13 protein-coding genes and 1 tRNA gene are annotated in these 12,598 nt (G+C 52.0%); 6 read left to right on the top strand and 8 right to left on the bottom strand.

From position 1 onward, the window contains the following. Positions 1 to 11: 11 nt before the first annotated feature. Positions 12 to 1,469: an IMP dehydrogenase gene (guaB, locus tag MVG27_RS07555; protein ID WP_297549619.1), complete on the bottom strand. Its 1,458-nt coding sequence runs from the start codon at positions 1,467 to 1,469 to the stop codon at positions 12 to 14. Positions 1,470 to 2,317: 848 nt separating this feature from the next. On the opposite strand from guaB, the gene MVG27_RS07545 reads away from it, so the two are divergent. From MVG27_RS07545 to MVG27_RS07530, 5 genes are all read left to right on the top strand, one after another. Continuing rightward, positions 2,318 to 4,306, top strand: coding sequence for an IGHMBP2 family helicase (locus MVG27_RS07545; protein ID WP_297549616.1), 1,989 nt, complete (start codon positions 2,318 to 2,320; stop codon positions 4,304 to 4,306). 23 nt (positions 4,307 to 4,329) lie between these two features. Next, on the top strand, positions 4,330 to 4,563 hold the full coding sequence (locus tag MVG27_RS07540; RefSeq protein ID WP_297549614.1) for a hypothetical protein: 234 nt from the start codon (positions 4,330 to 4,332) through the stop codon (positions 4,561 to 4,563). Positions 4,564 to 4,625: 62 nt separating this feature from the next. Beyond that, positions 4,626 to 4,772 (top strand): hypothetical protein, encoded by a 147-nt coding sequence (locus MVG27_RS07535; RefSeq protein WP_297556454.1) that lies wholly within the window; start codon positions 4,626 to 4,628, stop codon positions 4,770 to 4,772. Then, positions 4,772 to 4,879, top strand: coding sequence for a hypothetical protein (locus MVG27_RS10175; protein ID WP_366078964.1), 108 nt, complete (start codon positions 4,772 to 4,774; stop codon positions 4,877 to 4,879). The genes MVG27_RS07535 and MVG27_RS10175 overlap by 1 nt, the downstream gene beginning before the upstream one ends. A gap of 31 nt (positions 4,880 to 4,910) precedes the next feature. Further along, the gene (locus MVG27_RS07530) at positions 4,911 to 5,504 is read left to right on the top strand and encodes a hypothetical protein (RefSeq protein ID WP_297549612.1); all 594 of its coding nucleotides are present in this window, start codon (positions 4,911 to 4,913) and stop codon (positions 5,502 to 5,504) included. 6 nt (positions 5,505 to 5,510) lie between these two features. On the opposite strand, the gene thsB is transcribed toward MVG27_RS07530, so the two are convergent. The 3 genes from thsB to MVG27_RS07515 form a co-directional block, all read right to left on the bottom strand. Then, positions 5,511 to 7,151, bottom strand: coding sequence for a thermosome subunit beta (gene thsB / locus MVG27_RS07525; RefSeq protein ID WP_297549610.1), 1,641 nt, complete (start codon positions 7,149 to 7,151; stop codon positions 5,511 to 5,513). Between the two features lie 202 nt (positions 7,152 to 7,353). Further along, positions 7,354 to 8,097 (bottom strand): anaerobic ribonucleoside-triphosphate reductase activating protein, encoded by a 744-nt coding sequence (locus MVG27_RS07520; RefSeq protein ID WP_297549608.1) that lies wholly within the window; start codon positions 8,095 to 8,097, stop codon positions 7,354 to 7,356. A 21-nt stretch (positions 8,098 to 8,118) separates the two neighbouring features. Then, positions 8,119 to 9,963, bottom strand: coding sequence for an anaerobic ribonucleoside triphosphate reductase (locus tag MVG27_RS07515; RefSeq protein ID WP_297549606.1), 1,845 nt, complete (start codon positions 9,961 to 9,963; stop codon positions 8,119 to 8,121). 318 nt (positions 9,964 to 10,281) lie between these two features. On the opposite strand from MVG27_RS07515, the gene MVG27_RS07510 reads away from it, so the two are divergent. Further along, a complete protein-coding gene (locus MVG27_RS07510; RefSeq protein ID WP_297549604.1) occupies positions 10,282 to 11,304 on the top strand; it encodes a tetratricopeptide repeat protein in 1,023 nt (340 codons plus the stop codon). Here MVG27_RS07510 and MVG27_RS07505 read toward each other — a convergent pair. From MVG27_RS07505 to MVG27_RS07490, 4 genes are all read right to left on the bottom strand, one after another. Continuing rightward, positions 11,301 to 11,525 carry a DUF2283 domain-containing protein gene (locus MVG27_RS07505; RefSeq protein WP_297549602.1) on the bottom strand — a complete coding sequence of 75 codons (225 nt, stop codon included), beginning with the start codon at positions 11,523 to 11,525 and terminating at the stop codon, positions 11,301 to 11,303. The genes MVG27_RS07510 and MVG27_RS07505 overlap by 4 nt on opposite strands. A 64-nt stretch (positions 11,526 to 11,589) precedes the next feature. Beyond that, the gene (locus MVG27_RS07500) at positions 11,590 to 11,865 is read right to left on the bottom strand and encodes an elongation factor 1-beta (RefSeq protein ID WP_297556451.1); all 276 of its coding nucleotides are present in this window, start codon (positions 11,863 to 11,865) and stop codon (positions 11,590 to 11,592) included. 17 nt (positions 11,866 to 11,882) lie between these two features. Further along, positions 11,883 to 12,056 carry a zinc finger domain-containing protein gene (locus MVG27_RS07495; RefSeq protein WP_297535258.1) on the bottom strand — a complete coding sequence of 58 codons (174 nt, stop codon included), beginning with the start codon at positions 12,054 to 12,056 and terminating at the stop codon, positions 11,883 to 11,885. A 416-nt stretch (positions 12,057 to 12,472) separates the two neighbouring features. Further along, positions 12,473 to 12,550 (bottom strand) — tRNA-Gly (locus tag MVG27_RS07490). Positions 12,551 to 12,598 lie beyond the last annotated feature (48 nt).

Here is a 12,598-nt window from a genome sequence, read left to right as displayed (position 1 = left end):
TTTCTGAAGCGTCACTTCCCAATCGGATAGTTCGGGGCCTCGTTGGTTATGAGTATGTCATGTGGATGGCTCTCCTTTACACCGGCCTGCGTTATAATGACGAACTCGCCCCTCTCCTTGAGCTCTGGAATGTTTTTAGCACCGACGTAACCCATTCCCGAGCGAAGACCTCCAACGAGCTGGTAGAGGACGTCACTGACGGGCCCTTTGTAAGGCACTACCCCCTCAACGCCCTCGGGAACGAACTTTCTGGTTTTCATGTGGCCCTTCTGGTAGTACCTCTCGGCTCCTCCCTTCATCATCGCCCCAAGAGAACCCATTCCGCGGTACTGCTTGTACCTCCTTCCGTTTATAACGACCTCCTTGCCCGGAGCCTCTTTGGTTCCAGCGAGGAGAGAGCCGAGCATGACCGCGTCAGCTCCAGCGGCTATTGCCTTAACTATGTCGCCGGAATAGCGGATTCCACCGTCCGCTATGACGTAAAGCCCGTATTCCTGGGCCCTGTCAGCAACCAGCGCTATGGCGGTAACCTGGGGAACGCCGACTCCAGCGACAACCCTCGTCGTGCATATACTCCCCGGACCGATTCCAACCTTTACAGCGTCGGCAAAGGTGAGGTCATCAACCGCCTTTGGATTGGCTATGTTGCCAACGATTAAATCGGCATCAACGGCTTTCCTTATCTCCTTCATGGCCCTAATCGCCTTGAGGTTGTGGGCGTGGGCCGTGTCCACAACTATAACATCAACCCCTGCCCTGTCGAGAGCCTTTGCCCTCTTTATGTCAAAGGGCCCGACCGCCGCGGCAACCAGAAGGTCACCGTTCTCGTCCTTCACGGCGTTCTTCCACTTCTTCCTCTTTGCTAGGTCGCTCATCGTGATTATGCCCACAAGTGTACCGTCCTCATCGACCACCGGCAGTCTGTCTATCCTGTGCTCGAACATGAGGTTGAGGGCTTCCTCGGCGGTCACGCTTTCGCTCACCGTTATCGGCTCGCCCGTCATTACCTCCCTCACGAGCTTCCCCTGCTTCACCGCTATGTCCTTCTTGCTGATGACGCCGACAACCCTTCCCTCCTTAATGACAGGAAGACCGTCGATACCGTTCTTCTCCATCAGGAAGAGGGCGTAGTCAACGGTCTCTTCAGGCGAGATGGAAATCACGTCTTCAACGATAAAGCGCTCCGCCCGCTTTACTTTCTTAACCTGCTCGACTTGCTCGCTTATGCTCATGTTCCTGTGGATTACGCCCAGACCACCTTCCCGGGCCATCGCGACCGCCATCTCCCACTCCGTAACGGTGTCCATGGCCGCACTGAGAATCGGTACGTTGAGCCTCACGTTTGGAGTTATCCGCGTAGAGACGTCAACGTCTTTTGGCTCGACTTCAGTTGCCTGGGGTATCAGAAGAACGTCGTCGAAGGTGTAACCCTTGATGGCATTAACAAGTTTTTGTTCAAACTCCCCCATAATTTCCAAACCTCCGCGCCCTTTTTAACGTGAACTTGTTTATGATTTTTAAGGGTTTCCTTAGCAAGGCAATGAGTCAAAGGAAACACGCCAAACCAAAATGCCCATTCTAGTTCACTTTACAAACGTAAAGCTTTTAAACAAATGTGTACATTCGGACACGGTGATAGCATGAAAAAGCTCGTGATAGCCCTCTCCTACATTGCCCCAGTGCTGGCCGTAATTCTCGTGCTGGCATTGGCATAATAGCGAAAAAAAGAAAAACTATAGGAAAAAGTTCAAGTATCTTCCGAATTTTTCCATGTTTTTGTCATATTTTCAGAGTACTTCCCAAAAAGTTGATATAGGTTCTAAACGTCTTATGGACGGTGATTCCTATGGAAGCTGTTGTGCAAAGTATAGCTAGGGGGGAGGGCCAAACCCTCCGCTGGAAACGTTAGTGAAAGTTTCAGCTTTGAGGAGATATTATATGAGGTATTGAAAGAAGGTCTTTTCTGGGCTGGTCTTGGCAGACCGTCTGAAGTCATGCCCTTCCTAAGGGGGAAGCTCTTAGAGAGAAACGTGGACGGCAGGAGACGGGAATGCATCGAGCACTTGCTCAACGAACTCGAGCACTTTTATCAGCGAGTTTCATGGAGCGGTAGTATAGGGGAATCCGAGTGGAAAGCAATAAAGTCGTTCCATAGAGACCTGATTGCCCTCCTGTATTAGCTATATTTTTAACTATTCTCCTTACTATTTCTTCCGGGATGATGAAGGAAGTTTCGCCCGAGCGGTGAGGAGACTCGCATGGGCTGACCACCCTCAATCTTTTAAGCTGCTTTTTCTTTCCCGAAACGGGAGGAAAAATGGCTGAAAACAAAGTCCTTACCAAGTTCATCTCTCACCTCAAGACCCTCATCGAGATGGAGAGGAAAGCCGAGATAGATACCATGAGAGCCGAGATGAGAAGGCTCTCAGGGAGAGAGAGGGAAAAACTCGGAAGGGCAGTCTTAGGTCTTAACGGGAAGATTATAGGCGAGGAGCTCGGCTACTTTCTCGTCAAATACGGGCGCGATAGGGAAATAAAGACCGAGATAAGCGTCGGCGATTTGGTTGTAATCAGCAAGAGGGACCCCCTAAAGAGCGATTTGGTAGGGACCGTGGTTGAGAAGGGAAAGCGCTTTCTAACGGTTGCCCTCGAAACCGTTCCAGAATGGGCACTCAGGGGAGTTCGGATTGACCTCTACGCCAACGACATAACCTTCAGGCGCTGGCTGGAGAACCTTGACAACCTTCGCGAGAGCGGGAGGAGAGCCCTTGAACTTTATCTGGGCCTGAGGGAACCGGAAGAAGGTAAAGAAGTCGAGTTCAGACCCTTTGATAAAAACCTGAACGCGAGCCAGAGAAAGGCCATTGCAAAGGCCCTTGGAAGTCCCGATTTCTTTCTAATCCACGGCCCCTTTGGAACAGGCAAAACCAGAACTCTCGTGGAACTGATACGGCAGGAGGTTGAGCGGGGCCATAAAGTTCTGGCCACTGCTGAGAGCAACGTTGCAGTTGACAACCTTGTAGAAAGGCTCGTTGATTCTGGCCTCAAGGTCGTTCGTATCGGACATCCAAGCAGGGTCTCAAAAGCCCTCCACGAAACGACCCTTGCTTACCTCATAACCCAGCACGAGCTCTACGGCGAGCTTAGGGAACTCCGCGTAATCGGCCAGAACTTGAAGGAAAAGAGGGACACCTTCACAAAGCCCGCCCCCAAGTACCGGCGTGGATTGAGCGACCGCGATATTTTAAGGCTGGCATCTAGGGGCATAGGAACGAGGGGCATTCCAGCTAGGCTAATCCGAGAGATGGCCGAGTGGATTAAACTAAACGAGCAGGTAAGCAAAACGTTTGAAGACGCAAGAAAGCTCGAGGAGAGAATCGCAAGGGAGATTATAAGGAAAGCCGACGTGGTTTTGACAACGAACGCATCGGCCGGCCTCGATGTCGTTGACTACGGTTCCTACGACGTCGCGATAATAGATGAAGCAACTCAGGCAACGATACCCAGCGTTTTAATTCCGATAAACCGCGCCAGGCGCTTCGTCTTGGCTGGAGACCACAAACAGCTTCCGCCGACTATACTGAGCGAGAAAGCCAGAGAGCTGAGCAAAACCCTCTTCGAGGGCCTCATCGAGCGCTATCCGTGGAAAAGCGAGATGCTGACAGTTCAGTACAGGATGAACGAAAGGCTAATGGAGTTTCCCAGCAGGGAGTTCTACGAGGGAAAGGTCAAAGCCGATGAGAGCGTGAGGAATATAACGCTGGCCGACCTTGGAGTGAGCAGTCCAGAGGAAAACGACGGGTGGAGCGATGTCACAAGGCCTGAGAACGTCCTCGTCTTTATAGATACATCATCCCTTGAAAACCGCTTCGAGAGGCAGAGACGAGGAAGCGAGAGCAGGGAAAACCCCCTTGAGGCCCATCTCGTTATGGAGACAATCGAGAGGCTCCTAAAACTCGGCGTTAAACCGGAGTGGATTGGAGTTATAACGCCATACGACGACCAGAGGGATTTAATAAGCTCCCTCCTTCCCGAGGAGATTGAGGTGAAGACGGTTGATGGCTACCAGGGCAGGGAGAAGGAGACAATCGTTCTCTCCTTTGTCCGCTCCAACAGAAAGGGTCGGCTCGGCTTTCTGGAGGACTTGAGACGTTTAAACGTCTCGCTGACAAGGGCGAAGAGAAAGCTTATTATTATCGGCGACTCCTCAACGCTGAGTGTTCATCCAACTTACAAACGGCTGATTGAGTTCGTGAAGGAGAGGGAGACGGTTGTTGATTCTAGAAATCTTAATGGAAAACATTAAAATTCTTCAGGACAGAAATGCTTATGGGGAAGGAAATGGGAAAAGTAATCACAATATCGGTCCCCGAGTGGGTAGATGAGAAGAAGTTTAAAGATGCATTTATACGGGCACTGATTGAGAGCTCTCCAGGGAAAATGAGCGTAGACGAACTCCGGGAACTCATAGGCATGTCGGAGACCGGAGAGGAAATCGAGGTGCCCCAAAAGATTGAAAACATCAGGGAAATGGACAGAAGGCGATTGAAGTGGCTGTCTTAGATACCAACGTAGTCATTGAGCGAGTGAGAAAAAGATAGGAAATTCCAGAAGATATTACAGGAGTGACTTTTGTCGAGTTTCCACAGATTGTAAGGTATTCAAAGTTCAGCGGAAACGTCTTATTCCCAACTCTAGACGATTATTCGCCCATAGACTTCAAGAGAAACTCCTCAAAAAGGGCAATCCACAGGGATTTGCAGACCTTCTAATCGCTTCTATGTGCATAAACCGTGGAGAAGAGCTAATAACTTACGACTCGGACTTTCTGGCAATCGCAGAGGTATCAAGCCTTAGGTTGATTCTTCTTGAGCGTTAAAGTTTAAATATTCACCACGAGACCAACCACCATGTTCCTCTACACCAAGAACTTCGAAGAGCAGAAGGCCAAGGCAATGGAAAGCCTGAGAAGGGCTTTGGAAGAAGACAAGGTCGACCGCGACATAATACCCCTGCTTGAGAAACTGAACGCACTGGAAAGCTACTTCACAACGAGCTCGTGCTCGGGCAGGATTTCCGTCATGGAGATGCCACATTTTGGAGATAAGCTCAACTCGGTCTGGCTCGGCAAGTGGCACCGCGAGGTTTCCGTGGAGGAAGTCCTTGAGGCGGTTAGGAAACACAAATCGGGCCAGCTCTGGTTTCTGGTGAGGAGCCCAATCCTGCACGTTTCGGCCAGAACAATGGAGGATGCCGTTAGGTTGCTCAACCTTGCCATTGGCCTCGGCTTTAAATACAGCAACATAAAGAGCGTGAGCCACAAAAAGTTACTCGTCGAGATACGCTCCACGGAGAGAATGGACGTTCCCCTCGGTGAGAACGGCGAGCTCTGGGTTGGCGAGGAATACATCGAAAGAATCGTGAGGATAGCCAACGACCAGCTGAGGAGGTTTAAGGGGAAGCTGAAGAAACTTGAAGAAGATATTGAAAGACTAAAAAGTTAGAAGACTTCAGTCGAGGTCGCTACCGAAGTCACTACTTCCTCCTTTCTCCCCTTCCTTGTCCTTTTCGAGCTTGCTGGCAGCGATGACGTCGTCGATTCTGAGTATCATTATCGCGGCCTCACTGGCGCTCTTAATGGCCTGCTTGGTGACCCTGAGCGGAGCGATGACGCCCTTCTCCATCATGTCGGCCGGCTCGCCCTCGAAGACGTCGACACCGATGGTCGGACCCTTCTCCTTGTGGGCCGCTATTACCTTGACGAGGGTCTCGACTGGGTCAAGTCCGGCGTTCTCAGCGAGGGTCCTCGGGATGACCTTCAGGGCCTCAGCGAAGGCCTCGATGGCGAGCTGCTCCTTGCCACCGACCTCCTTGGCGTACTCGTCGAGCCTTATGCTGAGCTCAATCTCAGGAGCACCGCCAGCCGGGAGTATCTTGCCGTCCTCGACGATGTCCTTGACGACCTTGACGGCGTCTTCGAGGGCCCTCTCGACTTCATCAACGACGTGCTCGGTTCCACCGCGGATGAGTATCGTTACGGCCTTCGGGTTCTTGCAACCCTCGACGAATATCATGTTCTCTCCAGCAACCTTCCTCTGCTCGACGAGCTCAGCCTCACCGAGGTCCTCTGGAGTCAGGTCGCGGATGTTGGTGACAATCTTAGCGCCGGTGGCCTTGGCGAGCTTCTCCATGTCGCTCTTCTTGACCCTCCTCACGGCCATTATGCCGTACTTGGCCAGGTAGTGCTGGGCGAGATCATCAATGCCCTTCTGGACAAAGACAACGTTGGCGCCAACCTCCTTAATCTTGTCGACCATCTCCTTCAGCATGCGCTCCTCCTGCTCGAGGAAGGCCTGGAGCTGCTCGGGGCTGGTAATCCTTATCTCGGCATCGGTCTCGGTCTCCTTGACCTCAAGGGCCTCGTTGATGAGGGCAATCTTCGCGTTCTCGACCCTCTTCGGCATGCCTGGGTGGACGACCTCCTTGTCGATGACGACACCCTTGATGAGCTGGGTCTCGCGGACGCTTCCACCTTCTTTCTTCTCGAACTTGATGTTGTCGAGGTCAACCTTGTACTTGTCGCCGACTTTCTCGGCGACCTGCCTGACGGCCTCGACGGCTATGTTCGCCAGGTACTCGCGCTCCTCCTCGGCGGCCTTTCCAGTGATTGCAGTGACGGCAGCTTTCTTGAGAGTCTCAACATCATCTGGGCTAACCTCCTTGGCGATGCCCTCGAGTATCTCCTGGGCCTTCTCGGCAGCGAGGGCGTAACCCTTGATGATTATGCTCGGGTGGATGTTCTGGTCGAGAAGCTCCTCAGCCTTCTTGAGAAGCTCGCCAGCGATAACAACGGCGGTGGTAGTACCATCGCCAGCCTCCTTGTCCTGAGTCTTAGCAACCTCAACCATCATCTTAGCGGCGGGGTGCTGGATGTCCATTTCGTCGAGAATCGTTGCTCCGTCGTTGGTGATGACGATGTCACCGAGGCTGTCGACGAGCATCTTGTCCATACCCTTCGGTCCAAGGGTAGTCCTTATGGTTTCAGCAACGATTCTAGCCGCGAGGATGTTGAGCCTCTGAGCGTCCCTTCCGACGTACCTCTGGGTTCCCTCGGGCAGAATAACAACCGGCTGGCCTGCAAGCTGGGCCATCTCCCCTCACCCCCTCCCTTTTCTTTTTCTGGCTGGTGAGGTCTTTTAGTAACCTTAAGTGTTTCCGCACTATCGTTCTTTTAGCCTATTTATAAGCTTTTCGGTAATGAGCCTCTGGCCCGGGGATGTCATGGTGTCCATCAGGGTCATGGATAGCCCGTCTCGGGGAAATAAGAAAACGCCGGGAATTGGGTTTTGAAGGTCAGACAGAAACGGAAACCCGCTTGGCTGGAGTGTCTCCAAAGTGGTTCGTGTGAACGTCTATACCCAGCCCCTCCAGTCTCTCCCTCAGCTCCTCGACTTCCTTTTCGGGCCAGCAATGGTTTGAGCACCAGGCTTCATCCCTTGGATTCGTTAGGGGCCTTCCTACTAGTGGGTTAAGGACAACATAGAAGTCAGTGTTGAGATGCTTGAGCCCCTCCTCAACCCATGGCCAGGCATCTAACCCTCTCGCCACGGGAATCCTCAGTTCCAGTAGAATCCCATAGCTTGAGACCAGCTCAAGGCCACTCAGGAAGAGCTCCCAGAGCTTTTTCGAGGGTTTTTCAGGGAGACCGTAGAGTTCAGGAGGTGCCTTGAGGTCGGTGGCGATGTGGTCAACGAGTCCAGCTTTCAGAAGCCTCTCCAGCGGGCCGACGAGGGTTAAGTTAGTGTTCAGGCTCACAGGGACGTTGAGAAGCTTGACTTCAGCTAAGAGCGTTCCTAACTCCTGCCACTGCATCAGCGGTTCGCCACCTGTGACGTGGAAGTAGTCAACGAGGAAGGCGCTCGATTCCAGCTCCTCCAGAAGGGCTTTTCTGTCCAACGGGAAGCAGTCAAAACCCTCTGCTATGCGCCAGTTGTGGCAGAAGGGACACTTGAGGTTGCAGAGGCAGAGCCACAGGGTAAAGGTGACCTTACCGTGGACGTCAACCATGCTGACGCTCTTCCAGCCACTCGTGAGCATCGAATCACCTCCAAAAAGAAATCAGGAGGAGTAGTGCCTCCTCGTCCAGAACTCCCTCTTCCGGAAGGGGTTCCAGTTCCTGAGCGGTCTGTAGTAGCCGATTATCCTGCTCCATATTTCCACGTTCTCACTCCCACAGCGCGGGCAGTTGGTGTACAGGCCGGTAGTCGAGTATCCACAGGAGTTACAGACTGTAATGGCCGGAGTGTAGCTCCAGTAAACCAGTTCTGTCCTCATGAGCCTCTTTGTGAGCTTTGCCAGCGCCTCTGGGTCCGGCTCCTCCCCGAGGAAGACGTGCATCATCACTCCACCTGTGAAGCTCCTTTGAACTTTCTCCTCAATCCTTATCCTGTCTGCCAGCTCGAGGGAGCCGTAGTAGGGGGCTATACTGGTTGAGTAAATCGGGTTTTCAGGGTCGCTTAGGTACTCCTTGAGCTCCGGGAACTCGTGCAGGTCTTTAACGGCCAGTTTAGCGGCGGCGCTTTCTCCCGGCACCTCCTCGACGTTCCAGGGCGTCCCGCTTTCGCGCATCCACTCGCGAGCTTTGGAAGTGGCGAACTCAACCATCTCCCTCATGAGCTCAGCCGCGTTAAGCCAGTCCCTTCTCGTGCCTTCTTCCCAGAGCTTCGGTTCGTTGAGGTAAATCGCGGCCGCTTCAGGCAAACCGAGGATTCCGATGGTGTTAAAGTGGCTGGACGGGAACTCCTCGAGGTAGAGGTGAATCATCTGATACATCTGCCGGTAGTTCGTTATCAGCCTCACGTAGCGCTCCCTGAACCAGTCCGTCGTTCTCCTCACTGTTTCGAGGATTCTTTCATATTCATCCCAGAACCTGTCGTCGTCTCCTCTGGCCTTCAGGGCGAGCCTCGGCAGATTGACGGTGGTCACGTTCACCGAGCCTGTGACGTCGGGCATCGCCCAGAGGCCGCCGAAGCGCTGTCTTTCAAGCCTCTCTATAGCCTCTTCTTCAGCGCTCTTCCCGGATACTCCGAAGGCAAAGGCCATCTCGGTCTTGTCTATGGCTATTCTGCAGCACATCGCGTAGCTCGCGTCGGGGTCAACGACGTTCGTGTTGAGCCAGTAGAAGCTTCCTCTCTTGGCGGCCGTTTGGAAAACGGCTTCAAACACCTCCGGATCGTCCCAAAGCATCTTGGCCGTAACCATTATTGTGGGAATCGGGAAGGTGAATGGCTGTCCGAGAGCGTCTCCTTCCCTGAGAACCTCGGTAAGGGCTATGAAAAACTCCTTCGCTTCCCTCTCGTACTCGCCAAGGGGTTCGAGCCTTTTCCCGTCGTAAACCGCGTAATCGCCTTCAAGCATTTTCTTCGGGGCGTCGAGCGTTACGGTGAAGTTCGTGAAGGGGGTCTGCATTCCGACCCTGCTCGGGTAGTTGAGGTTGTAAACAAGCCTCTGAATGTTCTGTCTGATTTTACGCCTGTCCAGGCCTTCCTTCCTGATGAACGGCCCCGCATACCACTCCACAGAGCTCAAAGCCTGGGCACCGCTGAAGTAGTGTTGCATGGTTATGAGGTAGTTCGCTATGTGGTCAACGTAGGTATCAAAATGTCTGGCCGGCCTCGACACTATCGTCGGCGTTCTGAGGCCCTTCTCGAGGAGTCTGGCGGTACTGTGGCCCGTGCAGTAGGGGATGTAGAGGCTGTAGGGGAGCTTGTGGATGTAGATATCGCCCGAGAAGTGAGCCTCTCTCCCTTCCTTTGGGACTAGCGAGATGCTCTCCTTCAGGGCCTCCTCCATAACGTAGGCGAAGAAACCCGTTGGGCCGGGATAGCGGTTCGCGTTTTCAAGCACGTCGAGACTGCTCCAGCCTGCGTACTCCTGTATTATGTCCCTTCTCACTTCTTCCATTTGCACCACCTGGATAAATTATCCATGTGTTGAACTGGCGATGTGAGATATAACCTTTCACGTTGAACCAATGGACAAAATGTCCAATTGTCCAGAAAGTTTACCCTAAACTATCGTGTTTTCTCACAATTAATGGGATATTCGTCAATCAAAATGACGGCAAAGGGAGAAAGTTATTTTAATTGCGACAATTAGTTGTTAAACTGTCAAAATCTAATTGAAAACTTTGAAAGACTTACGACCCACTCCAAGCCTCCCCGGTTTTGATGGGCCATAGCTTTTTAACCCTTTAGAGGAACCGAAGGGCGGTGATGTGAAATGAACCTCAAAGATGAATGGGAGAAGGCTCTTGCCGAAAAAGACTGCGAGAAGTTGCTTGAGCTCTTTGACGATTACATTGACTCCATCGAGAGCGAAGAGGAGCTGAGAAAGGAACTTAAGAGGCTCGGGGAAGTGGCAATAAAATGTGACGACCCCTACGACCTCCTTCACGAGATTGCCCACGTTTACGCCCATCTGGACAATGTTGAAAGCGCAATAGAGCTCTACAGGAGAGTCGTTGAGGGGAAGAAGGACGATCCAGAGGAGTACGCAACTGCCCTTTACTACCTGGCCGATGCCTACGAGCACTTTGGAATGCCGAAGGAGGCCATAGAAACATACCAGAAGCTTCTCGAGCACGAGGAGAATGTCCTTAAGAACGACAAGGAGATTGCTCTAACCTTAGCGAACCTCGCGGTCAACTACGACGAGCTCGGCGAAACGGAGAAGGCAATAGAACTGATGGAACGCGCGAGGGAGATATTCGAGCGCATAAACGACGAGAAGAACAGGCTGATAAGCCTCCTCGATTTGGCCCACTTCCACTACGAGCTTGGGGACTACGAGAAAGCCGAGGAGTTAATAAGAGAAGTCCTCAGGAACCCGAGGGACGACGAGATAGAGATTAACGCCAAGCTTGTTGAGGCCGAAATCCACGCCGGAAGAGAAGATTACGACAGGGCCTTCAAGGCCCTCCGCGAGGCCTTGCTCAAAGCAATAAACGTCAGCGATGATATCTTTGGAGTCGTTTTCGACACCCTCGTTGACTTCATCGAGGGGCTGTTCAATGAAGAGGCCTACGATGTAATCTCGAGAAACATGGAGACATTTGCGGAGCTCTTTGAGGACGATACGGCCTACTTCTTCAGGGCAATAGCCGAACTGGCGCGCTGGAAAGCCGGTGATGAGGGGGCAAAGAAGCGCTTTGACGAGCTTTACTCGAAGGTCGAAAACGAGGAGCTTCGCTCGATACTCGATGAATGGAAGAGGCCGAAGCTAAGCCTGAGCTTGGGGCTTTAAACTTTCACTTCGTTTTTCAACCCTTTTGTGTAGCGTTCTATTTCCAGTAGGCTCTTCCTAATGATGTTCTCTCCTGCGTTCCATATCTCTATTCCTATAACTTTCCCTTTTTCATCATATTCAAACCATACGTCTTCACTAACCTCATCGGTGTCAGCTACTGGACCCTCCTTTAGGAGGATGTAGAGAATATCTGCCTTTGGGTCATACCTAACCTTCATACCCCAACCCACCGCAATGGGAGGCAACAAACAGGATGACGGAGAATAGAAGAAAGTTGAGGATTCAAATCCTCGAAACGGTCTCGACCTCAGCGCTCTCGACGTTCTCGACCTTCCTGAAGGCCTCGAGAACCTGGTCGAGGTCGTAACCTTCCTCATCCTTAGCTAGGACGTAGAACTTGAGGGCGACGAGACCGAAAGCTATGGGCTCGCGCTCGACCTTTGCTAAACCAAACTTCTCGGGGAGTGCCTCCTTGAGCTTTGCCTCGAGCTCGTCGAGGTTAACCTCCGGGTCGGTTGGCATAACCTTAACGACGGCAACCATGTTGTAGTCAGCCATTTTCTTCACCTCCTAATTCACGGCCCCTCCCAGCCACACTTGGGGCACTTGTAGGGCATGCTAAGTACTCTACAAGATTCACAACGCCATATAATAGCTTCACCGCAGTTTGGACAGACAAAGTGAGTGGCGTGCTCCCTAGGGGTTATCTCCTTTCCGCATGAGGTGCATACGGGTATCTCGAACTTCATCTCCACTGCGAACACCTCCAAGAAAGGTGGTTTTTTAATCACTGGTGAGCGTTGCCCAGCCTGTTTATAAAGTTTTTCCTGAGAAACCTTGTGAACAGCATCTGGGATGAGCTGGCAAAATAATGACTCCATAAAGGGTTTTTGCTTCTTAGCAATTAGAAAAAAGCTTCGCCAGGCAAACTTCACAAAGCAAAGTCCGATCAAAAAAAACGTTCTTCTCCTCAAAGAGCAAAAGGTTAGACGTGCCTTGCTTCAAGGAAGAAGTTTCAAGGGGTTAACACTAAAAATTGGCCTCTTCTAAGAGCTTCAACTTTAATCGGTGCCCAAAAAGCATTTAATCATGAAATACCTACCAAAGGAGCAAGTAAAAACTCCCTTTATCAAACCTTTAGAAAAAGTCCACAGAGAAAAGTTTCTGGTGCGGTGGCCGGGATTTGAACCCGGGTCACCGGCTTGGAAGGCCGGTGTCCTAGACCAGGCTAGACTACCACCGCACAGAAAGTGGTGGGGCGAGGGGGATTTGAACCCCCGACACCCGGATC

It is taken from the genome of Thermococcus sp., assembly GCF_027011145.1.
Classification (GTDB): Archaea; Methanobacteriota_B; Thermococci; order Thermococcales; family Thermococcaceae; genus Thermococcus.
The sequence above is the reverse complement of the archived record's forward strand: the minus strand, read 5'-3'. Positions and strand labels throughout refer to the sequence as shown.

What these genes read in the sequence shown, in the direction of transcription:
- MVG27_RS07515 (WP_297549606.1), bottom strand. Translation starts at nt 9,963, where the DNA reads ATGGAAGAAGTGAGAAGGGACATAATACAGGAGTACGCAGGCTGGAGC.
- MVG27_RS07500 (WP_297556451.1), bottom strand. Translation starts at nt 11,865, where the DNA reads ATGGCTGACTACAACATGGTTGCCGTCGTTAAGGTTATGCCAACCGAC.
- MVG27_RS07510 (WP_297549604.1), top strand. Translation starts at nt 10,282, where the DNA reads ATGAACCTCAAAGATGAATGGGAGAAGGCTCTTGCCGAAAAAGACTGC.
- MVG27_RS07520 (WP_297549608.1), bottom strand. Translation starts at nt 8,097, where the DNA reads ATGCTCACGAGTGGCTGGAAGAGCGTCAGCATGGTTGACGTCCACGGT.
- MVG27_RS07530 (WP_297549612.1), top strand. Translation starts at nt 4,911, where the DNA reads ATGTTCCTCTACACCAAGAACTTCGAAGAGCAGAAGGCCAAGGCAATG.
- MVG27_RS07540 (WP_297549614.1), top strand. Translation starts at nt 4,330, where the DNA reads ATGGGGAAGGAAATGGGAAAAGTAATCACAATATCGGTCCCCGAGTGG.
- MVG27_RS07495 (WP_297535258.1), bottom strand. Translation starts at nt 12,056, where the DNA reads ATGAAGTTCGAGATACCCGTATGCACCTCATGCGGAAAGGAGATAACC.
- MVG27_RS07505 (WP_297549602.1), bottom strand. Translation starts at nt 11,525, where the DNA reads ATGAAGGTTAGGTATGACCCAAAGGCAGATATTCTCTACATCCTCCTA.
- MVG27_RS07545 (WP_297549616.1), top strand. Translation starts at nt 2,318, where the DNA reads ATGGCTGAAAACAAAGTCCTTACCAAGTTCATCTCTCACCTCAAGACC.
- guaB (WP_297549619.1), bottom strand. Translation starts at nt 1,469, where the DNA reads ATGGGGGAGTTTGAACAAAAACTTGTTAATGCCATCAAGGGTTACACC.
- thsB (WP_297549610.1), bottom strand. Translation starts at nt 7,151, where the DNA reads ATGGCCCAGCTTGCAGGCCAGCCGGTTGTTATTCTGCCCGAGGGAACC.